The 24038-nt window shown below is 48.7% G+C and carries 20 protein-coding genes; 7 read left to right on the top strand and 13 right to left on the bottom strand.

The window, feature by feature from the left end; translation table 11 throughout:
• The 13 genes from BLS44_RS26365 to BLS44_RS24920 all read right to left on the bottom strand — a co-directional run.
• Positions 1-180, bottom strand: a 180-nt coding sequence (locus tag BLS44_RS26365; protein ID WP_143019929.1) for a hypothetical protein, incomplete at its 3' end; no start/stop codon positions are given.
• Positions 181-462: 282 nt separating this feature from the next.
• On the bottom strand, positions 463-1815 hold the full coding sequence (locus tag BLS44_RS24865) for a flavin monoamine oxidase family protein (RefSeq protein ID WP_090393472.1): 1353 nt from the start codon (positions 1813-1815) through the stop codon (positions 463-465).
• Positions 1816-1884: 69 nt separating this feature from the next.
• Positions 1885-2985, bottom strand: a complete 1101-nt coding sequence (locus BLS44_RS24870; RefSeq protein WP_090393473.1) for a metallophosphoesterase — start codon at positions 2983-2985, stop codon at positions 1885-1887.
• Positions 2986-3060: 75 nt separating this feature from the next.
• Complete coding sequence (locus BLS44_RS24875; protein ID WP_090393474.1) at positions 3061-3279, bottom strand: hypothetical protein; 219 nt, start codon at positions 3277-3279, stop codon at positions 3061-3063.
• A 217-nt stretch (positions 3280-3496) separates the two neighbouring features.
• Entirely contained in the window at positions 3497-4279 is a 783-nt protein-coding gene (locus BLS44_RS24880; RefSeq protein ID WP_090393507.1) for a carboxylesterase family protein, read from the bottom strand.
• 5 nt (positions 4280-4284) lie between these two features.
• Positions 4285-5823: a family 16 glycosylhydrolase gene (locus BLS44_RS24885; protein WP_090393508.1), complete on the bottom strand. Its 1539-nt coding sequence runs from the start codon at positions 5821-5823 to the stop codon at positions 4285-4287.
• A gap of 24 nt (positions 5824-5847) precedes the next feature.
• A complete protein-coding gene (locus tag BLS44_RS24890) occupies positions 5848-7122 on the bottom strand; it encodes a serine hydrolase domain-containing protein (protein WP_090393475.1) in 1275 nt (424 codons plus the stop codon).
• A 188-nt stretch (positions 7123-7310) separates the two neighbouring features.
• A complete protein-coding gene (locus BLS44_RS24895) occupies positions 7311-8720 on the bottom strand; it encodes a c-type cytochrome domain-containing protein (RefSeq protein ID WP_090393476.1) in 1410 nt (469 codons plus the stop codon).
• Positions 8721-8723: 3 nt separating this feature from the next.
• Positions 8724-9653, bottom strand: a complete 930-nt coding sequence (locus BLS44_RS24900) for a sugar phosphate isomerase/epimerase family protein (RefSeq protein WP_090393477.1) — start codon at positions 9651-9653, stop codon at positions 8724-8726.
• Positions 9654-9677: 24 nt separating this feature from the next.
• Positions 9678-11186: a DUF1501 domain-containing protein gene (locus BLS44_RS24905; protein WP_090393478.1), complete on the bottom strand. Its 1509-nt coding sequence runs from the start codon at positions 11184-11186 to the stop codon at positions 9678-9680.
• Positions 11187-11209: 23 nt separating this feature from the next.
• A complete protein-coding gene (locus BLS44_RS24910) occupies positions 11210-13945 on the bottom strand; it encodes a DUF1553 domain-containing protein (protein WP_245729423.1) in 2736 nt (911 codons plus the stop codon).
• A 193-nt stretch (positions 13946-14138) separates the two neighbouring features.
• Positions 14139-14906, bottom strand: a complete 768-nt coding sequence (locus BLS44_RS24915; protein WP_090393479.1) for a LytR/AlgR family response regulator transcription factor — start codon at positions 14904-14906, stop codon at positions 14139-14141.
• An 8-nt stretch (positions 14907-14914) separates the two neighbouring features.
• Positions 14915-17962 (bottom strand): ligand-binding sensor domain-containing protein, encoded by a 3048-nt coding sequence (locus BLS44_RS24920; protein ID WP_090393480.1) that lies wholly within the window; start codon positions 17960-17962, stop codon positions 14915-14917.
• Between the two features lie 392 nt (positions 17963-18354).
• Between BLS44_RS24920 and BLS44_RS24925 the strand changes: the two genes are divergently transcribed.
• From BLS44_RS24925 to BLS44_RS24955, 7 genes are read left to right on the top strand one after another with little or no spacing between them, the layout of a single operon-like run.
• The gene (locus BLS44_RS24925; RefSeq protein ID WP_090393481.1) at positions 18355-18687 is read left to right on the top strand and encodes a hypothetical protein; all 333 of its coding nucleotides are present in this window, start codon (positions 18355-18357) and stop codon (positions 18685-18687) included.
• A gap of 32 nt (positions 18688-18719) precedes the next feature.
• Positions 18720-19949 (top strand): hypothetical protein, encoded by a 1230-nt coding sequence (locus BLS44_RS24930; protein WP_090393482.1) that lies wholly within the window; start codon positions 18720-18722, stop codon positions 19947-19949.
• 14 nt (positions 19950-19963) lie between these two features.
• Entirely contained in the window at positions 19964-20524 is a 561-nt protein-coding gene (locus BLS44_RS24935) for a hypothetical protein (RefSeq protein ID WP_143019930.1), read from the top strand.
• On the top strand, positions 20521-20940 hold the full coding sequence (locus tag BLS44_RS24940; protein WP_090393484.1) for a hypothetical protein: 420 nt from the start codon (positions 20521-20523) through the stop codon (positions 20938-20940). Before BLS44_RS24935 ends, BLS44_RS24940 begins: the two co-directional genes overlap by 4 nt.
• An 11-nt stretch (positions 20941-20951) precedes the next feature.
• A complete protein-coding gene (locus BLS44_RS24945) occupies positions 20952-21707 on the top strand; it encodes a hypothetical protein (protein WP_090393485.1) in 756 nt (251 codons plus the stop codon).
• A 36-nt stretch (positions 21708-21743) separates the two neighbouring features.
• On the top strand, positions 21744-23459 hold the full coding sequence (locus tag BLS44_RS24950; protein WP_090393486.1) for a PL29 family lyase N-terminal domain-containing protein: 1716 nt from the start codon (positions 21744-21746) through the stop codon (positions 23457-23459).
• Positions 23460-23477: 18 nt separating this feature from the next.
• Positions 23478-23969, top strand: a complete 492-nt coding sequence (locus BLS44_RS24955; protein ID WP_090393487.1) for a hypothetical protein — start codon at positions 23478-23480, stop codon at positions 23967-23969.
• Positions 23970-24038: the final 69 nt, after the last annotated feature.

The following is a 24038-nucleotide window of genomic DNA, read 5'->3' on the forward strand; positions in this document are numbered from 1 at the left end:
ATTCCCGCCTATGCCTGTATTTACATCGATGGTAAACCGGGATGCTAATTTAGCTTCGTATCCAAAGCCGGTACCACCGGGGCCCGCCTCTATCTTTGCCTGGCTCCGTGTTGCAGGCTGTTGCGCACCAGCCGTTGCCAATAAAAAGCCACCTCCCATAGTCAATAAAATTTTTCTCATTTGTTAGAGCCTGTTTAAATTTTATTGATGGAATTTATTATGAAGCTATTTTGGAGCGAAACAAGGAAAATTTTGCAGGCATAGCAGGCCACTATGGCGAAAAATTTAACGCAGTTGCAGCCCAAAACAGCCATAATAAAGCCATTGAATGAATTTTAAGCAGGCTCTTAGTCTCCGTCCTGTATTGCGCGTAAAAATATCACTTCAATACAGAAGACAATGTTTTCCATTTGCCGGTGTTGCATCCAGGCCAGGTAGCGGGGCTAAGTTTTTGATACAGCTTTATCCCAATACCGCATCCGCAGCGGCTTCGCCGGTGTTGATAGCGCCTTCCATAAACCCCTGCCAGTCGGCCAGGTGCTCTCCTGCAAAATGCGTATGCAGGAATTTCCGTTTTAGTTCCGGCATTAGTTTAAACCACTGACCAACGCCGTAAAGCGCATATGCTCCATACGAATAGGCATCATTACCCCAGTAATAATTTGCCTGGCTTTTCAGCAGCGGCCGCAGATCACCAAAATGAGGTTCCAGGCAACGAAACACATCGCCTGCTAAAAACGCATCAGACTGGTTGGCATTGGATGCCGCTTTATCCCCGATGCTGTAAGCGATCAGCACCCCTTCTGCTGAGGGCTGATTTTTGGTAGCATGATAAAAATAATGGGGCGACTGGTCCGATACCAGGTCAAACGCTTCCTCCTTCCAGAACCGCTTTGTAAAATGCAGGGCATGTTTATTGATCCTTGCATATTGCAGTTCGTTTAATGCAGCCGATAAGGAAGGCGGCAGGCCGGGGCTCCAGCTGATCTTCTGAACCGAGGCGGTTGGTATGGCACAGATCAGCTGATCACCGGTAAATTTCTTTCCATTGGTACAAACCACTTCTACCCGGTTATTTTGAACAATATGGGAAACATGATGATCGCAATAGATATGCTCTGCGCCGATCTGCTCCCTTAATTTATCGGCCAGTATAGCATTACCCCCTTTTATTTTGAGATCCATCTCGTTCTTTTCGCTGCTTTCCACATACTCTGCAAGAGCCGCAAAGGCTGAGACATGGCGGATGCTTTCCCCAAAATCCGTACTGTCCAGCAATTCCCGGATATCAAGATCGCGGCCGGTACAACCATTGTTCACCAGGAAGCGCCACCAATCATATTGATCCAGTTTTTGTTTATCCGTTTCCTTTAAATGCGGGTAGGCCTCCAGGATCTTTTTAAATTTCTCATTCCATGCATCGCTGTAATCCCAGGCCCCGGCTCTATGGTATTCTCCTTTGTAAACAAGGTGGGTATCCATCTGGTTGTTTTCCAGTGCCAGGCCAAACGCAGTACAAAGCTCCCGCATGCGGGTGTGCGAGTTGCCCACCCATTCGCCACCCAGCTCAACCACAAGGTCATTGCTGATCCGGTGCGAAAAAACACGCCCCCCGATCCTGTTCCGGCTTTCGATCACCACAACTGCACAGCCCTTCTTTTTTAGCCGGTATGCTGCTGCCAGGCCGGCGAACCCAGCTCCAATTACAATAACTTCCGGCTTTTTTAAAGGATAAGGATTGAACCGAGGATGGCCCGAAACAACCAGGGCTCCGGCAGACAATGCGCTCTGACGAATAAAACGGCGGCGATCCATGAAAATAAATTTAAGCCGTGAAGATAGCTTCACCGGCAACAGGTGCATATACCTGAATCTGGCGAGTACCTATCTCCTTATAGCGGCTGTAATTGCAGCAAGGGACATTTCTTCCAGCACGGTCCTGCCCGCCCCCTGGTCGGCGGCTTTCCATTTTACCAGCCGGATCACCCCACTCTCAATCTCAATACCGGTAATATCCCCATCTGAAAAACAACAGCACCCTGTATTAAAATAGGTAGGCAGCATTCTCTTATAGTCAAATACCAGGCTATTGAACCGGTCCTGGTAGAGGTTGGTTTCCTCCTGGATCTTTTTGATCGTTTCGTTGTCGTTATCGCTTTTTGCAATATCCATCTGTCGGTATAGCCGTTCAATATGCGTCAGCGATTCAAACACCGGCTGATGCGTATGACCGGTTATCAAAAGGATATGATCCTGCTCTGCCGACCATTCGTACATGATCTCATTATGAACCGTTTTTTTATAGGCATTGTTAGAGGGCTCATTGGGGTTGATCCGCAGGTACGACTGGAGTGGTCCCCAGATCCGGGAAATAAAGAATTTTGTGAACCAGTTACCGTCACTGTTGGCATCACCCTGGTGACCGTGCGTGCAAAAGATCCTTAATCCTTCTCCATTGATCCCGGTATTGAGGATCACGCCCTCACTGGCCTTTATTTTCCGTCCATACACCGCTTCCAGTTCCAGTCCTGCCAGGGGGTCATTTGCCCAATACAGATCATGATTGCCGATCACTTTTACAAAAGCGTTTCTTTGTACAAATGCTTTTTCTGCTGCAAAAGCTGCTTCATTGTATTTCTTGACCCTGGAAAGCGTATTTTCCCAAAGCTCTTCGCAATCGCCGAGGTTAATAAAAAGGAAGCCGGCTTTATTATAATATTTCAGCGCCTCCAGGTAAGCCGGAGCTGCCACCGCAAAATCATCAGCGCCGTTACGGGCGCCTTTGTGCTGGTCAGAAAATATAATGAGCTTACCGGACTGGCTGTCGAAATCAATTACAGGCCCCAGCTTTCCGGGATTATTTAAAATATGATTGAACAGCCGGGTCAGTGCATCATAGATCCGGGCCTTATCAGGACTGGAATCAAATTTTCTGGCAGCCCATAAAACAGGTCTTAATAAAAGAAACCGGAGCAACCGACGCATGGTCTCAAAATTATATATTGGGGATTCGTCAATCCGATAAGGCTTCTCAAATCTTACGGGCTGGCTGGTTCCGGATTACATGCCCGGGTAAACAGGGCCGTAACGGAGTTTTTTGGCACGACGATGCCCTTTTTCGGGGTAAATAATGTCATGTGCAGTTTCATAGCCCTCATTTGCGGTATCCAGCAATCGTTTCATCGCATTTCTTCTGCGCGCTTCACATACTGCACCTGTAACCGCAGACGCAGCGATTCCTAAAATCACAAATCCTATTAAACGATATGTATTCTTCATCACTCTAAACTATTTATTCATAACCGTAAGATATGAAATAAATGGCAAAAGTTGCTTGCTTTTTTACCCTCTGAAAACGAATGAGTGTTAGCACCGCCTTCCCATTTATCCTCCTGCAAATCTATCTATGAACAGCACAACGGGCCATTAACCAATTGCTAATTCATGATAAATTAACACTGGTGGAAATTAATTGTTGGGCTTTTTATTAAAATTATCATTTCTTTTTATGCGAAAAAAGCCATTTTAACAGTCCGGGTTCGGCAAATGCTGCATCCCAGCTGTTATGCCCCGCTTCCGGATAAACGGTGAACCGGACGGGAACTGCTTTTGCCTTCATGGCCTCCACCATCCTGCGGGAATACTCGGGCAATACCACGTCATCTTTACCACCATGAAATACCCACCAGGCGGTGTTTTGCAGGTTTCCGGCAATGCCGGGGTCTGCACCACCACAGATAGGAACGGCTGCAGCAAAGGTACCCGGCATACGGTTCACTATTTCAAAAGTGCCCATTCCTCCCATGCTCAGTCCCATCACATATACCTGGTCTTGCTTTATCTGGTACTGCCGGTTCAGGTTGTCTACAAGCGCCATCACGAGGCGCATGCTGGGAGAGGGTTCCCCGCCTGTTACAAAATAAAAGCTTCGCCTGCCATTGGAATCTGCAACCGTTTGAACATTGCTCCAGTAGTATCTTACTGCATTCTGCGGAAACACAACAATGGCCGGGTAATTTTTACGGTTCTCTGCTTTTAAAAACAAGGAGGCTCCGTGCAATAATTGCGCTTCGTTATCATTGCCGCTTTCTCCCCGCCCATGCAGGAATAGTACCAGGGGATATTGCTTCTTGGGGTTGTAGTTCTCCGGCAATAATAAACGATAGGGCAGGGTATCACCATTCTGTATCAATTTAAATTTCTGAAACAGGGAGTAATCCTGGGCCTGGGTCATCCCGGTAAGAACTACTGCAACAAGCATAAGGAATATCTTTTTCATCCTGATCATTTTTGAAACACGCGTACATAGTCTACTTCCATAATAGCTTTACTGAGCTGCTCGTCCACCCCTTTAGCACCACCCCAGTTTCCACCCATAGCAATATTCAGCAGTAAGTGAAATTTTTGATCAAAGGGCCATTCTTCAAATCCCTTCCCGGTATTCTTAAATGAAAAGAATAACTGGTCGTCTACAAAGAAATCGACCTGGTCCTTATTCCATTCAACAGCATACAGATGAAATGCGGTTCCTGCATCCTTTAAAAAGAAACCCTTTGTTTTTTGAGTGCCTATTACATGGTTAAACGATTTGGTATGTACACTGCTGAACACCGTATCCGGGTTATACCCTACATTTTCCATGATATCAATTTCACCACTTGCCGGCCAGCCACCATATTTCCATTCGGTGGGGAGCATCCATATGGCAGGCCATACGCCCCTGCCAACCGGTAGTTTAGCGCTTACTTCCACCCTGCCATATACCCAATCTCCTTTTCCCTTGGTAACCAGGCGGGCGGAGGTATAGGTATTCTGTTCCCGTTTTTCTTTGCGGGCCGTGATCATGAGCTTACCGTCTTTAACCACAGCATTGTTACTATCAGCCTTTGTATAATACTGCAGCTCCCTGTTGCCCCAGCCGTTGCCGCCTACATCATACCCCCATTTGTCTGCATCCGGCAATCCATTCTTATGAAACTCATCACTCCACACCAGCTTCCATCCCCTCGAGGCAGGGGCGGCTTTGATCCGTTCTGCCAGAAGCTCCGGCTCGTTGGTGGTAATAAATTCAAAATCGTTGGCCAAAAGCCAATCCATTTCAGCTGCCGTATTTACCGTCCAGGCATTCAGCACCACCTGGTGTTGCCGGGCCTCCCCGATCCATTCCGGATGCTTTTGAAATACTGAATAATGATAATCGATCCCATCCAGGCCATCAGCCTTTACTTCTGCCGGCGATTTTTCACCATTCAGGTACTGCACATGCGCCCGGGGATCCAGCTCTTTTACTTTTTTACATATATCATAGTCAAAGCTGATATAAACCGTCATAGGTGCTGCACCCAGTTTGTGCACCAGGTCCACTACCCGCTGGGCGATCAGCTGTCCCCGCTTCTTGCTGATGACCGATGGTTTTATTTCCAGTACCAGGCGGGTCGACTGGTTGTTCTTCAATCCAGCCAGGAGATACTCCCTTAATGTGGGCAATTGCTCCCCGTTTGAAAGAGGTGTTTTGACCAGGTCCGCATAACGGGTTTCTTCAATAGACAGTTTATTATAATGCGGGTCATGATTGATGATCAGCGAATCATCTGCGGTCATCTGTACATCAAATTCTGAGCCGGTACACTTTAGCGCTATTGCATGTTTCAGGGAAGCGATGGAATTTTCGGGGAGCTGATTTTTCTTAAAAGCGCCCCTGTGCGCCACGATTGGGCTGGCGGCAAATGTTACTTTTTTTTCTGTCTGCTGTGTTTTTGCCGATCCGCTGCAGCCACTTAAAACAAAGGCTGCCAATGCTGCCGGGAATAAAAATTGCTTCATATTTAGTAAAAGGTATGTATTCATTTATTTTAGTGCCTGGTATACCAGGGCTTTAAATTTATCGGCAATTTCGCCATGTGAAAACGGCCACTGCTGTACAAACAGCAGCGCTACGATCTCTTCTTTCGGGTCGCCCCAGTAAGAAGTGCCAAAGAACCCGCCCCAGGCAAAGCTGCCGGCAGACTGGCCCAGTTTCAGGAATCCTTTTTCGGTTGTGATCTCAAAACCCAGCCCAAATTTATTGTTGCCAAAAGGAATGTCGCCGATCTGGTTTTGGGTCATAATCTCAACCGTATGCCTGGACAACAGCCGTTTTCCGTTAAACACTCCCCTGTTAACGATCATCTGCAAAAAAGCGGCATAGTCCGCAGTAGTCGAAACCAGCCCGGCCCCTCCGGAAAAATACCCATTGTTATTTACAGGGTAATCAACCGTTATTCCCGGGAATGTCGTATCGGCCCAGGGTACGGGGGCTTTTGTTACCCGGTCCTCTGTGTACACGCCTACCAGGCGGGCGCGTTTTGCATCCGGTAAATGAAAATAAGTATCCTTCATATTCAGCGGTTCAAAGATCCGCTTGCGGAAAAATGCGTCCAGGCTCATACCGGAAACCACCTCTACCAGGCGGCCCAGTACATCGGTATTGAGCCCGTATGTGAACCGTTCACCCGGCTGGTGCACGAGCGGCAATGTTCCCAGCCTGTCTATCGCATCCGCCAGCTTCCGGGGATGGATCACAAACCCTGCGGGGATACCGGCTTTAGCATAGATCGCCTTCATGTTAGGCGAGCCGATCTGCGCATAATCCAGCCCCGAGGTATGTGTGAGCAGGTCCCGGATGGTGATCCCTCTTTTTGCGGGAACCGTGGTATAGGAGGAATCTGCAGCGTTAAACTGATCCAGCACTTTTGGATTTGCAAAAGAGGGGATGAATTTTGCAATAGGATCATCCAGCAAAAATCTTCCTTCTTCAAACAGCATCATTACCGCAACGCTGGTGATGGCCTTGGTTTGGGAAGCGATCCGGAAAATGTCATCGGTCTTTAAGGGGATGTGGTCCCGGGTATTACCAAACCCAAAGGCTTTATTATAAACGATGGTACCCTTATGCGCGATCAGCGCGGTTGCACCTTTGATCCAGTTTTTTTGAACATAGCCCTGTATAACATTGTCGATCCGTTGCAGGCGCTCCTCTGAAAACCCGTTTGCTTCCGCTTTTCCCGGAACAAAAGGGCTCAATTGAGCCACCGCAGTCAACTGCAGGAGCATGCTGATCAGTAACAAGCGAATCCGTTTCATTCGTAAATTTTGGCTTCTAAGCTACAAAAATATAAGGAAACCCCAACCGGCAGGCAATAAAAGTACAGGGTAAAAGGGGGTATATCAGGTTAACGGAAAAAATCCAGGCATCAGCATGCCTGCATCTGTACCCGGTGCAAAAATAAATAGTGGGTATTCAAATAAGAAGCGGGCAACCGGGCTGCTTTTTATTTTTTCTGCTGATCTGCAGTTACCAGGGTCGTATCCGTAACAAGGGTTGGAACGGTGTAACCACCGGAGTCCAATATGGTTTTTGGAAAGGCCTGCTTCAATTGTGCCCAGGCGTTTTTGTTCACATCCGTTTTATAAAGATAAACGGCCCGTAATGCCGGTAATGTTTTCAACTGCACAAGTCCTTTTTCCGTAACCTTTGTTCCTACCAGGTTCAGCACCTGCAAGTGCTTCAACGATTTCAGGTGCTGTAAACCGGCATCGGTTATTGCCGTACCGCTGAGGTAAAGTCTTGTAAGCCCCTCCAGTTTTGCAATTGCGGCCAGACCAGCGTCATCGATATTGCTGCCATCCAGCTTGAGCCATACCAGCTGTTTTTCCAGGGGGTCCAGCAATTTTACCAGCTCGCGCGCCTGGCTGCCGGCGGTAACAAAGCTCACCGACAAATAATTCTTTTCATTTGAAACGGGTACGACCATTATACCGGCATCTGTCAGCTTTTTTACAGCGTCTCCGCCCGCAGCGCTTATCTCCGCATCCGGCACATCCGTGTTTTTCGCCGCGCCGCTACCGCCGCTGCCCGACTGCAGTGCTGCCAGTACGGGTTTGATCTTATCGGTTTGCGGCAATTCCTTTACTTTTTTTGTAAAACTGTTGCCCGTGCTTACCCACCAGCTCAGGATCGCCACTTCGTTGGGTGTAAGCTGGGGTTTTTCTTTAGGCGGCATATGGTCATCATCATTCAGCGGCAGCAGTAACCGTTTGATCAGTTCGCTTTCATCCGGTTTACCGCTTATAATCGCTTTTCCGTCTTTTCCGCCCTTAAGGATATAGTTTTCCTCATCCAGGCGCAGTTTCCCTTTTTGCTTGCTGCTGCCATGACAGCTGTAGCATTTCCGTTTCAGGAGCGGTTGTACCACATCGGCGTATAAGACCGCCTCCTGTATATTGGGGATCGGTTTAGCGGCTTCTGCTGCAGGATCTCCTTCTATGCCCTCGGTCAGGTAACCGGCACCATGCGTTAAAGAGCCTCCCAGGTGGCCGGTAACCGTAATGAGTGCAATAATGGTCACAGCCGAAAAGCCGGCATATCCTGAAGCCAGCGACAACCGGTTCAACAGGTAAAAGATCAGGGAAACAACCGCAGTGGCAATTCCCAGCCACTGGTGCTGTGTTACCAGGTCGCCGTCATAATCGCCGCTGAGGGAAAGCAGGTATCCCGTAATACAGGAGACTATCGCGGCCATGGCACCCCAGAACAGCAATACCGGAATGGAGGGCTTCAGCAAAGGAAAACGCTTTGCAAACAGCTGCAACAAACAGGCAGCCAGCAACACACCAATAGGCAGGTGTACCAGTACCGGGTGAAATCTTCCTATAAAATCCACAAATGCAAGTATCATCATAAACTATTGATACCGGTTTCTAAGTATTTTCATCATATGTACATTGATGGCCCACTGGTCGGCCACGGGCTGCTGGGTATACGGCAATACCGGCATATATGCAGGCGGGCCAAATTCAGTGAGCACTGTCATTATTTCTCCCTGCTTCCGTTTCCGTTCTGCAACCACATCCCACCAGTCAAAATGTTGTTTAACCACCGCCTCCCATTCCGGTGCCCGCGGATCATTTACCTGCGGCCCTTCCGGATGACCGATACGCGCATGGATATGCGCTGTGCGTTCCAGGGCCCGGGCCACCGTCTCCTTCTGATCGCCCAGCATACTTTCATGCACATTGCACCAGTGCGAAATGTCCAGGGTCAGTTTTAAAGACGGGTTCTTTTCAATGAACTGCCGCGCCACATGTGCGGCAAACAACATCCGGGAGCGATGCGTTTCATGACAGATAGTGATCCCCGTCTGCGCGGAGAGCGCGGTGGTAGCATCGATAAATGCTTTATTTTCCTCATAACTGAAATGATCCCTTCCGGAATGACAGTTGATGTAAACCGGCTGCTGCAGGCTATTGGTTGCTGCAGCATTTATGGCACGTTTAAAGGTCTCAAAATGCTCCTTAAAATCAGGTTGATAACCGCCGCAGAGAAACCCTACCTGCAGATCGTGCTTTTTTAATGCACTGAACAGTTCTTTTTGCTGTGCAGCTTCTGCCGGCCACCAGACTTCGATACCATCATACCCTTCCTTTTTAGCCGCTGCACAAAAAGCGTCAACAGACCCGTTAAAACCCCAGTTGGTTGCCATTATCACCAGCCGGAACCCGGCCTTTGCAGGCGATGAAAACACCCCCGCAGTTGTGGCGGCAGCCGGAAAAAACACTCCTGCCATCGCTGCGGCAGATGATGTTTTTAAAAAACTTCTCCTGTTTTGATTCATATGTGTTACAATCGTTCTTAACCTTTATGCAATAATTTCCTGTATCACCTTACCACCCACATCGGTTAATCGGAACGGCCGCCCCTGGTAGGGATAGGTAAACTGCTCATGATCAAACCCCAGCTGGTTTAAGATGGTAGCCTGTATATCAAACGCATCCACTTTTCCGCTTACGGCGCTGTAGCCGATTTCATCTGTTTCGCCATGCGTAGCACCTTTCTTTATACCGCCGCCGGCCATCCAGATGGTAAAGGCCTCGGTATGATGATCCCGTCCTTTAAAAGGGTTCTGCACGCCATTCCGGTTTTCCATCATGGGGGTGCGCCCAAACTCACCTGCCCACACAACCAGGGTTTCATCCAGCAGGCCTCTTTGCTTAAGGTCCAGCAACAGTGCCGTTACCGGTTTATCTACGCTCCGGTATTTATTAATGATACCAATGTTAAGCGCATTGCTGGCATTATCGCCATGTGCATCCCAGCCCCAGTCGAACAACTGTACAAAACGTACGCCTTTTTCCACCAGTTTTCTTGCCAGCAATACATTGTTTGCAAAACAGGCCCTGCCGGGTTTTGTTCCATACATTTCGTGTATGTATTGCGGCTCATCATTAATATTCATTACCTCCGGTGCCGTGATCTGCATCCGGTAAGCCATTTCATATTGTGAGATGCGGGAGAGGATCTCCGGGTCATTATATTCTTTGTACTCCTGCATATTGGCTTTGTTCACCGCCTCAATGGACGCTTTGCGCAGATCCCGGCTCATACCATCCGGGTCCTTGATGAACAGTACCGGATCCCCTTCGCTCCGGCATTGAACGCCCTGGTACACCGAGGGCAGGAACCCGCTTCCCCATACGCTTTTACCGGCATCCGGAAAGCTGCCGCCACTGGTGAGCACCACAAAGCCTGGCAGGTTCTGGTTTTCTGTACCCAGTCCATAAGTAACCCAGCTGCCGATACTGGGCCGCCCCAGCCGGGGGCCGCCGGTATGCACCAGCAACTGCGCAGGCGCATGGTTGAACTGATCCGTGGTCACCGCTTTTAAAAACGCAACCTCATCCACCACCGTTGAAAAATGCGGAAGATGCTCGCTTACCCAGGCGCCCGATTGGCCATGCCGGGCAAAGGCCGCCTGCGGCCCCAGCATTTTTGGCACACCGGTGATAAACGCAAACTGCTTCCCTTCGAGGAAGGAGGGCGGACAATCCTGCCCGTCCATCTTTGCCAGCTCCGGCTTATAATCGAATAACTCAAACTGGGAAGGCGCCCCCGCCATATGTAAAAAAATAACGCTTTTGGCCTTGCCAACAAAGGGCGGGGCCTTGGGCAATAAGGGGTGTGCCGGATCAAATGCGATGGAATGGGCGGCCTTCCTTTTCCCCCCGCAACTGCCCAGCAGGGATCCCATAGCCAGCGCCCCCAGCCCCATGGCGCTTTCCTTTAAAAAATGGCGCCGCGTATGCGTGTGCATCACCATCTGCTCGGCTTCCTTTACCAATCGCTGATCAATAAGGTCTTTTTTTGTCATTGTAATCCGTTTTTGAGCAGTGTTTAATTCTTCACTACTACTTCATCAAGGTTCAGCATCGCATTGGCCACCACTACCAGGGCCGCCGTACCAGGAACCGCTTTTTCCGTCTGGCCGCCGACCATTGCAGTGGTCTTTCCAGAATCCGATTTAAATTCCTTTAAGGCCTCCGTATATAACTCCTCAAACACTTTCAGCTTATCTTCTTTTATTGATTTGTACAGCATCAGCTGATACCCTTTTCTGATCTGGGCAGTTACCTCACTACCGCCTTCTTTCTGCATCCGGTAAGCCAGATGCCGCGCCATATCAATATAGGCGGAATCATTAAGCGTGGTTAAAGCCTGCAGCGGGGTATTGGTCTTGATGCGCCGCGCGGTACACAGTACGCGCTGCACCCCGTCGAAGGAGATCATAGAGGGGTAAGGAGCCGTGCGTTTCCAGTAGGTATACACCGCCCGCCGGTATTGATCTTCCCCGGTACTGTTGTTCCAGCGGGCGCCATTATAAGGCGAAAGCCAGATGCCATCCGGTTGCCAGGGCATTACACCCGGCCCGTACATTTTACCGCTCATCAGGCCACTGATACAAAGGTTCTGATCCCGCAACTGTTCGGCGCTCAGGCGCACACGCGGTCCACGGGCATAAAACTTATTAGCCGGGTCTTTTTCCTTCAGTTCGTCCGTCAGCTTCGAGTCCTGCCGGTAGGTAGCGCTCATCACCATTTCTTTCAGCAGTTTTTTTATGCCCCATTTATAGTCGTTCATAAACTTCCAGGAAAGGTGATCCAGCAATTCCCTGTGTGTGGGCAGCATGCCCTGTGTGCCCATGTCTTCCAGTGTTTCCACGATCCCCGTACCAAACAGTTGCTCCCATAACCGGTTCACCATGGTCCGGGACACCAGCGGGTTGCGCTTGTCGGTAAGCCACATTGCAAGCCCCATCCGGTTCCCGGGTGCATTGGCGGGCATGGCAAACGCCAGCGATTGTGGCACTGCGGGCTGTACTGCTTTTCCTAATGTGAGCCGGTTCCCTCTTTCAAATACATGTGTCTCCCGCTGCATCCAAACAGGATTTTCTACCATCACCGGCGTGGTAGTGGCCGGGGCATTCAGCAGGTCTCTATACGTTTTTTCATGTGCATCATACCCGGGAGTACCCTTTGCCGGTAACTCCGGGAGAAAACCGAACCAGTCAAAAGTGGCCATAATATCCTCCCCTTTCTCGCCCGGGTTCTGGTAAGTAACATATATATCATGCACTCCGGTTGCGGGAGTGGTACCCATGATACCATAACGCCACCGGCCCTCCGGCTGAACTACATAAGTGCCCAATACTTCTCCCTGCGGGTGATCTTTTCTGAAAATGATCTTACCCCCGGGTTTGTTGGAGTAGAACATAAAAACGATCTGCCCTATACCATCCAGCTGGATATGCTTCAGCCGGGCATAGGATTGGTTACGCATATTTAGCGGACCATTTTTATTGGTAGGGAGCGCATTCTTTAAGCTATCGGCCGTGGTGGCATAAAAAGCCGGCTGCAGCGTTTTCAAAAAATGGCGGACACGCTCCGACTGCTCTGCGGTACCATTGTCTTTGATCCATCCGATCAGCTGCGCCAGTTCATTCTTCAAAGAATCATTGTATTCCCGCAGTACCGGATATTCGCCGGGGATATCATTATCCCTTGTATTGTTAAAGTACGCCATGAACTTATAGTACTCGTCATGGTGGAAGGGGTCATAGGGATGGCTATGGCACTGTACACAGGAGAAAGTGGTGCCCATTATTGATTCCCAGGTCGTATTAACCCGGTCCATCACCGCAGCCACACGAAATTCCTCATTATCCGTTCCGCCTTCGTCATTGGTCATGCTGTTCCGGCTGAAGGCCGTGGCAATATACTGGGCATCGGTTGCGCCGGGCAGCAGGTCTCCCGCTATCTGCTCCGTTAAAAAAGCATCATAGGGCTTATCTTTATTAAACGCATCGATCAGCCAGTCGCGGTACCGCCAGATGCTGCGTCCGCCGTCGGATTCGTACCCTTTTGTATCTGCATACCGCGACAGATCCAGCCAGAGCGAGGTCCATTTCTCGCCAAAATGCGGAGAGGCCAGTAATGAATCCACCAGCCGCTCATACCCTTTATCGTCTGGATTCTTCAGGTATTGATCAGCAATTGCCGGGGAAGGATACATCCCAATAAGATCCAGGCTTACCCTCCGCAGGAGCGTTTGCGGATCGGCCTGCGGTGCGGGCTTCAGGTCCTGCGCATCCAGTTTTTCATAGATGAACCGGTCCACGTCATTCCGGATCCATGAGTCGTCCTCATCGGGCGCCGGCGTTTGTTTTACGGGAAGGTAAGCCCAGTGATCGCCCCACTGTGCCCCCTGTTTGACCCACCTGCGCAAGATGTCAATTTCATCTTCACTCAGCGGCTCATGTTTATAAGGCATCCGCTCTTCGGGATCCTTTAGCGTAAGCCGGCGGATCATTTCGCTGTTGTCCGGATCACCCGGTATGATGGCCGGTGTCCCGGACTCTGTTTTTGCCAGGGCTTCTTCCCTGAACAATACACTGAAGCCGCCCTTTGCCTTAACCCCTCCATGGCAGGTGATACATTTCTTATTCAGAATCGGCTTTACATCCGTACTGAAATCTACTTTTTTGGAACGGCTGCTCAGGCATGCAACCATGCCTGTGATCGCCAAAAGGGCCAACACCAGCAGCATCTTCCTGTTGTAATAAAAATGAGCCATCGTCTTTCGCAATCATTAAAGAAACGGGACAGGGAAAAATAAGGGTGCCCCTTCCCTCTTTCAAACTTACTAAAGTTTGAGGTTCTGCTAAAGAAAATTCATCGCTTTTAACGAAAGACAGGTAAAACTGCAACGATTCTATCCTAAACTAATACTTTTTTACCCGATAGCCTGTTTTGCCTGCAAAGGCGGGTCAGTATTTGTAGTACTCCCGCATTCTTTTTATAAACAGCTCCTTTTTCCTGCGGGAGATCTCTACTTCATGATTATTGGTCATGATAACGCTTCCTCCCTCGCCCCGGATATATTCTTTAATATGCTCAAGATTGACAAGAAATGACTTGTGCACCCTTACAAAAGAGCTGTCTTCCAGCAGCATTTCATATTCAAAAATGGGTTTGCTGGCACACAGTGTGCTGCCATTGGCCAGGTAAAAGTTGGTGTAGTTGCTGCTGGCCTCACAATAAATAATATCGGGGATCTCGATCACTTTAACCCCTCTTAATGAAGGTACGCAGAGCTTCATTTTTTTTACCGCCCCATTTTGCTGCAGGTTATGCAAAAACGTGTTCAGCTGCATGCCTTCGCTTTTATCGGCGATCCTTTTTGCTGCCCGCTGTACCGCTTCAGCAAGGAGCTCATCCTCTACCGGCTTCAAAAGGTAATCAACAGCGCTGAACCGGAAGGCCTGCATCATATAGCTGTTGTGCGCGGTTACAAAAATGATCTCAAACGATATCCGGTCCAGGCTGCGGAGCAGGTCAAACCCGTTTCTCCCGGGCATGGCAATATCCAGGAATACCAGCTGAGGCCGTAAATGTTCTATTTTTTCAGCAGCGTCCTCAATATCCTGGCAGCAGGCCAGGATGTTTACTTCCGGGCAATTCAGCTGCAGCAATTTCTGCAGTGAGGAAAGGCCTCGGGGTTCATCATCTACAAGCAGGGCGGTAACGGGGTTCATGAGCTGTTTTATTTAATGGGGAGTAACAATTCCACAACTGTTCCGGTTCCGGCATAAGCATCAAGATCGGCTTTGTCGTGGATATGCACGCTGCAGCTGAGCGCATACTTTTCGTTCAGCAGCCGGATGCGGTTGGCAATATTTTCAATACCAACGGAGTGATGCGTTTTGCTTCCGTTCACTTTATTCTTAAGGGACTGCCTGATGCCGACACCATCATCTTCCACAATGCAAAGCAGCTGTTCTCCCTCCTTTTTAAAATCAATACGGATGTTGATATTCTTCCGTGTAGCGGAAGTCCCATGCCAAAGCGCATTTTCCACAAAGGGCTGTATCAGCATGGAGGGGATCATCACTTCATCAGGATCCAGGTCATCATCTGCCAGGATGCGGCTGGTAAATTCCCCGTTGCGGATCTGCTCCATTTCGATATAACGGGTAAGATGATCCATGGTCTGGCGAAGCGGAACAAAGGGCTTACCCGACTGGTCGAGGGTGGTCCGGATCAGGCCCGCAAATTTTCCCAGGAAATGGGATGCTTCTTTATTGTCATTGCACAGGATCATTTCCCGGATACTGTTGAGGCTGTTAAACACAAAATGGGGGCTCATCTGCGCCCGCAGGGCCGTCATTTCCGCTTCGGCGATCTGTTGTTTCAATGTTGCTTCTTTCTTGATGGCTCTTTCCCTTTTACGGATAAAAAAGAACACCAGGCCTGCCAGCAAGAATACGGCAGCCGTTTTGAACCATCCCCTCTGCCACCATGGTGCCCGGATGGTGATCCCCAGGGTTTGTACCTCGTTGCTCCACTTTCCATCACTATTGGCGGCTTTTAGTTCAAACACATACTGGCCGGGCGGCAGGCTGGTAAAGCTGGCAATATTTGCAGGACCGGGAGTGCTCCAATGATCATTGAGCCCCTTAAGCCGGTAGCTGAACCGGTTGTTCTGCTCATTGGAAAAATTATTGACCGCAAAATAAAAGGTAAGGAAATTTTGATTGTGATTAAAGGCCAGTGCACGCATCAATGCGGGGTTGCCGGGCGGTTGCCAGTCCCTGTCATTTACTTTAACGGAGGTGATCAGCGGCCCCGGGCTGAATTGGTTCTGCCGCAACTGCAAGGGATTAAAGAATGTGATGCCGCCTACTCCTCCAAACAGGAGCGTGCCATCCGGGTCGGTGAGCGCACAGGCCGTATTATATTCGAGGAAGCTCAGCCCATTGCCCAGGTTATAATATTTCTGTACCTCGAAGGTACGGGGATGGATCCTGTACAAACCGATATTGGTGCTGACCCAGAAAAAACCTTCTTTATCCTTCTGAATGGCGTAGCATACCCTGGAGGCATCTGCCGGACCCGGAACGATGTGCTTTATCACCTGTTTTTTCCTGCGGTCATAGACCGCGATCCCATTATCCGTAGCTACCCATAAGTAATCCCCATCCGGAAAAAGGTGACGGGCATATATGGAGATCTTCTTTATGGGGTCGATCACTTCAAAGACCTGCGTTTTATAATTGTACCTTACAAGCCCCGCGCCCCCGGTACAGATCCACAGTTCATTATCTGCACCTTCGTAAATATACCGGCCCGTAAGCAGGCTGCCGGTACCGAGGGAAGCCCGCCGCAAAATGGTATCGGGGAAAGGACGCCACGCCGCTTCCTTTATGGAAAAGAAACCCGGTCCGTTTTCTGAAGCGATAAACAGGCTGTCTGCATTTTTTAATTTTATAAGCGCATACAATCTTTTTGACACCGGCAGCGTTCCCTGTTTATACGTGATCTTTTTCGTTTTCGGATCCAGCTCCATCAACCCACCCCAGCTGGCGATCCAGAGGTTACCCCGTTCATCCTCTGTCATATCATAGATCGTATTATTTGACAGGCCGTATTTTTCGGTACCGGCCCGGGGGTAAAAACGATGCGCCTGCCGGTCCCACTCCAGCAGCCCGCTGTTCTGCGTGCCGATATAACAGGTACCACCGGTAGTGCGGTAAATGTCAAAGATCATGTTATCCGGCAACGAGGTACTTCCGGCAGGTTCATTACTGACAGCGCCAAACTGGTACCGCAGCGGGTCGTATTTGGCCACACCATTTCCGCTTACTCCACACCAGACAATACCCTGCCGGCCGCAAAACAATGATAGTACAAAATCCTTTCCCAGCGAACGGGCATCATATTTATTATGCATGGCGGACCGGAGGGTTCCCGTATGCGGATCATAACAGATAATACCACGACCCCGCGTGCCGATCCAGACATTACCGGTCGCGTCGCCGGCAAAACACCCGATGCCCAGCGCATTGATGTTTAAGCGGGAAATACCGGCAACCGATTCAAGGGGCTCCCGGATCGTATAGCATCCCTCCGTGAGCGAACCCACCCAAAGCATATCGCCATAGGAAAACAGGGATTTTATTTCCGGGAACCGGTAGTCTTTATATAAAAGAGCCCCATGGTAAGTGGCGTTTACCGGATGCATCACCACCAGTGCATCCAAAAGCGCAACAATGATCTTCCCTTTATGCCCTACAATATCATTGACATGATTACGGTCCTGCTCATTATCAAAGAACGACTGAACGGAACCCTTTTTTGTATCCAGACAGATCAATCCCCTGTTATAGGTTACGATCCAGTATTCGTCTTCCCTGAACGAAACAATTTTTTTGATGGCGATCGTTTCCAGCGCAGCCGCAAAGGGATAGCGTTCGCTGATGCGTATTAAAGAGTCGCCGGCGGATTGGTAAATACAGGCACCGCGGATAGTGCCTACCCATAACTGCTTCTTATACGGATCAAAGAACAGTGAGGATATATAATTGGAAGGTAATTTGCGGCCCCGGGCAGACTGCGGAAGCAGTACGGAAAAGGATCTTCCGTCATAGCGGTTAAGCCCATCCTGTGTGCCGAACCACATAAACCCCAGATCGTCCTGGGCAATGCTGAAACAACTGTTCTGCGACAATCCCTGTTCTGAGGTATAGTTCTCAAAACTGAGCAGATTGGGTTGGGCCCGGACATACCCGGCACCAACAGAACAGAGCAGCATGAATGCACTGAGCAGCGCGGCACAATAACGCAGGACAAGGGGTATGGTGGTACAGCGTTTCAGACAAGTACAGTTTTTCCGGTCTGTTTTTCGATTTCCCCGTAAAGTTACGGCTACAATTCAATAACTTTTTGCACCCGCAGCCCGGTGCCGGCAGTTACCACCGGTAGTGGGCGCATAATCGCCTTTTACCCCAAAAACACTACCGGAAACTCAACCGATCACAGCAAAAAAAAAGGAGCCCCATTCGCCATTTACAAATTAACCGCCACCGTTGGCTCAATGCCATCTGAAAGCGGCAACGCAGCGGCGTAGCTTTACTGCAGATCATCCAAAAACATTTGCTCATAGCTAAAACAATATCCCCTTTTTACTTCCTAAACAATGCAATAATGTCATTAGAACTACAACCCGCAGAAACGGCCATCGACACCTGGGCCATCAACTATATTGGCCCCAACGGCAAAGCGGCCACCGGTAAGCTTACCGTAACCAACCAGCGCCTGTTATTTCTGCCCCAACATGGGGCCGACTCTTTATCCCTGTCTGTTTACAACAGGAAAGGGTTGCTTGAACTGGACAAATCCGATATCAAAAATGTAGCCCCGCAAAAAAGTTTTCTTTCAAAAAAAGTACTTGTTACCATGTCGGACAATTCGGTACACACATTCAATTATGGTGTGATGAACATCGACAAATTAGTGGCCGCCATTCAGAACAGTTGAGCCGCGCATTTTCATCCCTTAAAAAATCTGATATGAAAACCATTGCTCTTTTTCTCGTTTTCAGTTTTGTTGTTTCAATAAATGGCAATACCCAGGTACTTAACAAGCTGCGGCAAAAAGCAACCGCTGCCATTAATACCACAGCGGCTTCAGACGTTCAACTCCCCTCAGCCGGTAGTACAGAAGCCGGAGGCCCCCCGTCATCGCCCGCTTTAAAAGATGCGGATACGAAATATCCTTTTACGGTGGTGCCGGCCGCAAAATTCTATTTTTCTGACCAGCCGTTCACCGGCAGCAACGCCGGGGCAAAAACAAGCTTCACTTCCCAGGAATTTATTTACGGGCGGTTGGAACTCGGCGGCAAAACCCTTGCCGAAGTATTTAAAATGGATGCACAGCCTGTTAAAGGATTTCACTACCTGAAGTATGGCATGGTGATAACGCCGAAAGGCCAAAGTGAAGAGGCCCTCAGAACTGATCAGACCGTCCAGTACGCCATTTATAACCGGAGCCGGCCCATTTTGATAAAAGAGGGTGAAGAAAAAAATACCTGGCTGAATTTTGATGTGCTTGCCGAACCCTCCAGGATCACAACACTTGAAACCGTTTACCCGACACCTGAAAAAATCAGCAATTTTAATTTTTCCACGGGGCTCAACTTTTATACTGCGGACAATAACATCCGTCAATATTTCCCGGCCAACGGCCTTTATACCATACAACTGCTCCTTTGGAGCCCTTCTTTTGACGATTGGGGAAACCCCCTGGAGTATGAAAAGAATATCGTAAGTATGGGAACTTTTGACTACCAGTTCAGCACAAAGGACGCCGCAGCCCTTACCGCCAATACAAAAAAGAGATATGAAGCACTTGAGATGAAAGAAAAGATGAAAACGAAATTGTCGAAGCTGCCCGACTGGTGGCACAAACCCTTCAGTTCCGGTGATGCCATGCTTAGCGCTGCAAAACTTACGCCCATGATCAAATCATATATCAGCCAGTGGGGGCTTACCTATATTTCGCACAAAATATACCCCAATAGCAGTACCGGGTGGACTCTTTTTAAAGACAGCCAGACGGGCTTCCCGGTATCACGCAGGTCGAATGCCGAAATATACCTCTTATATAAAGATACAGACGGCACCTGCCATATTGCTTCGGTTACCCTTGATGAAAGCTATGCCGGCGGAGGCACCTACGGTTCTCCTTATCTGAAAGGGTTGTGGAACGATGAATTTATCGAATGCAGCGCCATCAAATAACTAAAACACACACAATGAAAAAGAAACTCCTTCTTTTGCCGGTTACCGCAATAATATTAATGGCATCCTGTAACAGTAATGCAGATATGCAGACCGTAATTGATAAATATTGTGCATTAAATGCAAAGGAGCAAAATGCGCCCACTGCCCCTGAAAAAGCAGCCGCAGCTGTGGAAAAGAAAGCCTATGAAAAAGAAGTAGATGAAAAATATTTTAAGGATAACAAAACCTACCAACGCATAATGGAGGGAATGAAAAAATGCGATGAGGCTTTTTCCACCGGCACACAGACCACTACAGCGGCTTCCGATAATGATTTTCCTGCGATGCTACCGCTTGCATACAGCGACGCTGCCACCACCGCAAAGACTTATTGTACACTGACAGACCAGTCTATTGCGGCTGCAAAAAACGGAACGGATACCGAATTGAACAACATTGTTGCCGCCAAAACAATATTTGAAAAGAATATGGAAGACAGCTATAAGAACAATTCCGAAAGAAGAGACTCTATTTTCAACCTGATAAAACCCTGCCTCGACAAAGAAGTACAGTTCCGGCATCACCATCAATGAATTTTAAGAGAACCATATCGACATTAGGCCGATACCTGGGCATCAACCTGCTGACGCTTTTGGCCGCGGCGTTTGCTGATATCCTCTTATCTGCAGTGCTGTTACGTTTTTCTTCACATGCACTTACCATCGCCTGCTTTGCTGTGGCTGGAGTGTTTGCAGCGGTATTTTGTTTCGGGCTGACAGAAAATACGATTCCACAGGAAAAAAAACGCATGGCCGGCTGTATCCTCGTCATTACCATTCCCTTTTGCGCTGCTTTGTTTTTTGTTATAGCACCGTTAAGCGGCCGGGAGTACAACTGGCCGGTGAAATTTTTTGCCATGGCCCAACTTGCAGCAGGCTTCTTTTTATGGAAGAACAAACTTTATGACGATGCGGAAACATCCGGCAGTAACTCATTTAACAACCCGTAAATCTACCTCACATGAAATACAGCATCATTCTTCTTGCCTTACTATTTGTTTTCGGTTTTGCCGGCTGTAAAAAAGACGAGGCCGGAACCAGGCCTGCCTGCCGTATTAAAAAAATAGATGAGCCGAGGAACATTACCACCATGTTCAGCTACGATGCACAGGGCCGGTTACAATCTGTAAACCACAACGGCAGTATTACCAGTTTCACTTATATCGGGGATTCCATTATAAAACAAGGGGTATGGAAATCGGTATATGCATTAAACCGTAATGGATTGGTTGCTTTTGAGAGGCGGGAATATAACAGCAGTGGCACACAATGGGAAACCAGGGCTTATGAATACAATGGAATGCAGTTAAAAAAAATGACGGCGAAATCTCATTCCGGAAATTTCATACGAACCTTTACCTGGAGCAATGGCAATATGGTACTGGAACACACCGAGGGCAACCTGTACACCCAGGATATTACCTATGAATATTACACCGGCAAGCCTTACAGCCCCGGTGATGTACAATCCTGGGATCTTTGGGAAAACGGGGTGGAAACCATCCGTAATAAAAATCTTTTAAAAAGATATAGCAGCATTTTTTCAGACTACAGGAATCCCGACCCAAGCGCACCTCCGGGTACCCCAGCAGTGGAAAAAGATGCCGGTAGCTATACATATATCTTTGACGGCAATGGAACGATTACAGCCATGACGGCAAGCAGCGAAAACAGCAGTGATCTATCTACCTATACGTACGAATATCAATGCAACTGATACCAAAAGATTAGCACATTTAATTCTTAAACTACTATGAAACGATCTCTGTTATTTCCCCTGTTGCTGATCCTGGCCATCACGGCCTGCAGCAAAAAGGATCTTAACCAGCTGCGCAATGAACTGAACGATCAAAGAACCCGGATCGACAAACTGGAATCCTCCGTAAGCGGTATGAACAGCGACATAAAAAGCCTGAAGGAACTGGCAGCCGCATTACAAAAAAACATCAGCATTAAATCTTATACCGCCATCTCCACCGGCTATCTCCTTTCTATGAGCGATGGCAGCACCATTGAGCTGCGGCATGGCGCCAACGGCGCTAACGGGAAGGACGGCACCAAGGGAAAAGATGGCGCTGACGCGCCCCGCATAGGAGTAAAGCAGGACACCGATGGCCAATACTACTGGACACTGGCTGGCGATTTTTTACTGCAGGACGGGCAAAAACTCAAAGCCACAGGCAAGGACGGCGTCAACGGAACAAACGGGGCCAATGGCATTACGCCCCTGTTGCAGGTAAACAGCCCTTCCAACTACTGGATGATCAGTTATGACAATGGCAGTACCTGGACTGCCGTAACTGATAAAAATGGCAACCTGGTACCCGCTACAGGCCCCCAGGGCGCACCCGGCATACCCGGGGTGCCGGGGCCAGAAGGGCAACAGGGGCCGGCCGGAACTCCCGGTTTTGCTATTACCGAAACCGGTACTTCCGTTATTATTACCTACATGGGCGTTACTTATACCCTTTCTAAAGCGGAATACCATAATACCACACCTCAACGGGTTGTATTTGCTACAGGTAAAATACCGGGACAAACATTATCAATAACCGTAGATGCCGCCCTTGCCGAGCGCTCCAAAGTATGGATCGATCTAAACAACAATGAAGTACCCGAAGCCGGTGAAAAAATAAACAGTTTCGGAAGTGCCGTTTCCTACACCATTGGCATATCCCAGACAATGACCATTTATGGTACGATCCGGACGCTGACCATTGCCTCCGGTCAGCTTACCGGGCTGGATGTTTCAAATGCAGCCGGGCTAATAACACTTGATTGCAGCGGAAACCAGCTTACAGAGCTCGATCTATCGAAAAATACAGCATTGCAGGACCTGAAATGCCGGGTCAACAAGCTTGCAACACTGGATCTATCGAAGAATACGGCATTGCATGAGTTAAGATGCCGGGAAAACAAACTCACAGCGCTCGATCTCTCAAAAAACACACTGCTAACCATATTAGAGTGCAGCTATAATCCGCTTACAATACTGAATACGCGGAATAATGCAGCTTTAACATTCTTAGATTGCAGCGTTACTGCTCTTAATGCACTGGATATATCTCAAAATACAGCGCTTACGCATTTAAACTGTGGCGCTTCGAAACTCACAATACTGGATGTAGCGGAGAATACGGCCCTGGAACTCCTGGACTGCCGTTCCAATCAGCTTACAGCCCTGGACCTATCTAAAAACATATTTCTGAAGAACCTGTACTGTTACAGCAACAAGATTGCAGGAACCTATATGGATGCCCTTGTCAATAGCCTGGTTAACCGCGCTGCAGCAGCTACGGCAGGAGAAGCAGAGCTTCGCATAAACAGCATTTTGCAACCAGCAGATAGCAATACGCTGCCTTCATCCGCAGCGATCACTGCAGCCAACAATAAGAAATGGAACCTGTACCGGCTTGAAGACGACCCGGTCACTCCGGGCATTTACAACCGCAGCCTGCTGACTCCATAACCAGACAATATTTTTAAAATGACCCCTGTAATTTACTCCCTGGAGCATACCACCGCTACGGTAAGCTTTGTTTTAAGCGAGGACCGGTTGATTGTTGAAACAAAAGGGAAAGGCGCTCTGGATAAGCTGCAGATCATTCGCCTTCCTCTTTCAGCAATAAAAAACTTTTGCCTGGTGCCCGTTACCGGAGTTCAGCAACTTCAAACATTCCGTTCAGCCGGTGATCAATCGTATAATTCAGAATTTATTTTTTCCTACCACGAAGGCAGAAAAGTAAAAACCAAAAGGGTATTTGTAAACAGCAGTGATGCAGCTTTTGACAGGTTGCTAACCGAGCTGAAAAGAAAATGTCCGGAGGCCAGCCTGCTCCATTTGCAGCCGGCAACGGCCTTAAACCAGGTGGGCGTAGTGGCTGCCACCAAAGCCATGCGTGTTATTTTAGCATTGCTTATTGGTATCCCCGTATTGATCGCGCTGGTTTTTATTATCTCTAAAATTGTTCATGGCTAAGAAGCAGCAATTCATTTTCCTGCTCCGCACCACTTTTCACATCACCCGGCATTTTGAACTTCTGCTATC

Source organism: Niabella drilacis (assembly GCF_900101395.1).
Lineage (GTDB): Bacteria > Bacteroidota > Bacteroidia > Chitinophagales > Chitinophagaceae > Niabella > Niabella drilacis.

Coding starts and splice junctions, on each gene's coding strand:
- BLS44_RS24865 (WP_090393472.1), bottom strand. CDS start 1,815: ATGGATCGCCGCCGTTTTATTCGTCAGAGCGCATTGTCTGCCGGAGCC.
- BLS44_RS24870 (WP_090393473.1), bottom strand. CDS start 2,985: ATGCGTCGGTTGCTCCGGTTTCTTTTATTAAGACCTGTTTTATGGGCT.
- BLS44_RS24875 (WP_090393474.1), bottom strand. CDS start 3,279: ATGAAGAATACATATCGTTTAATAGGATTTGTGATTTTAGGAATCGCT.
- BLS44_RS24880 (WP_090393507.1), bottom strand. CDS start 4,279: ATGAAAAAGATATTCCTTATGCTTGTTGCAGTAGTTCTTACCGGGATG.
- BLS44_RS24885 (WP_090393508.1), bottom strand. CDS start 5,823: ATGAAGCAATTTTTATTCCCGGCAGCATTGGCAGCCTTTGTTTTAAGT.
- BLS44_RS24890 (WP_090393475.1), bottom strand. CDS start 7,122: ATGAAACGGATTCGCTTGTTACTGATCAGCATGCTCCTGCAGTTGACT.
- BLS44_RS24895 (WP_090393476.1), bottom strand. CDS start 8,720: ATGATGATACTTGCATTTGTGGATTTTATAGGAAGATTTCACCCGGTA.
- BLS44_RS24900 (WP_090393477.1), bottom strand. CDS start 9,653: ATGAATCAAAACAGGAGAAGTTTTTTAAAAACATCATCTGCCGCAGCG.
- BLS44_RS24905 (WP_090393478.1), bottom strand. CDS start 11,186: ATGACAAAAAAAGACCTTATTGATCAGCGATTGGTAAAGGAAGCCGAG.
- BLS44_RS24910 (WP_245729423.1), bottom strand. CDS start 13,945: ATGGCTCATTTTTATTACAACAGGAAGATGCTGCTGGTGTTGGCCCTT.
- BLS44_RS24915 (WP_090393479.1), bottom strand. CDS start 14,906: ATGAACCCCGTTACCGCCCTGCTTGTAGATGATGAACCCCGAGGCCTT.
- BLS44_RS24920 (WP_090393480.1), bottom strand. CDS start 17,962: ATGCTGCTCTGTTCTGTTGGTGCCGGGTATGTCCGGGCCCAACCCAAT.
- BLS44_RS24925 (WP_090393481.1), top strand. CDS start 18,355: ATGTCATTAGAACTACAACCCGCAGAAACGGCCATCGACACCTGGGCC.
- BLS44_RS24930 (WP_090393482.1), top strand. CDS start 18,720: ATGAAAACCATTGCTCTTTTTCTCGTTTTCAGTTTTGTTGTTTCAATA.
- BLS44_RS24935 (WP_143019930.1), top strand. CDS start 19,964: ATGAAAAAGAAACTCCTTCTTTTGCCGGTTACCGCAATAATATTAATG.
- BLS44_RS24940 (WP_090393484.1), top strand. CDS start 20,521: ATGAATTTTAAGAGAACCATATCGACATTAGGCCGATACCTGGGCATC.
- BLS44_RS24945 (WP_090393485.1), top strand. CDS start 20,952: ATGAAATACAGCATCATTCTTCTTGCCTTACTATTTGTTTTCGGTTTT.
- BLS44_RS24950 (WP_090393486.1), top strand. CDS start 21,744: ATGAAACGATCTCTGTTATTTCCCCTGTTGCTGATCCTGGCCATCACG.
- BLS44_RS24955 (WP_090393487.1), top strand. CDS start 23,478: ATGACCCCTGTAATTTACTCCCTGGAGCATACCACCGCTACGGTAAGC.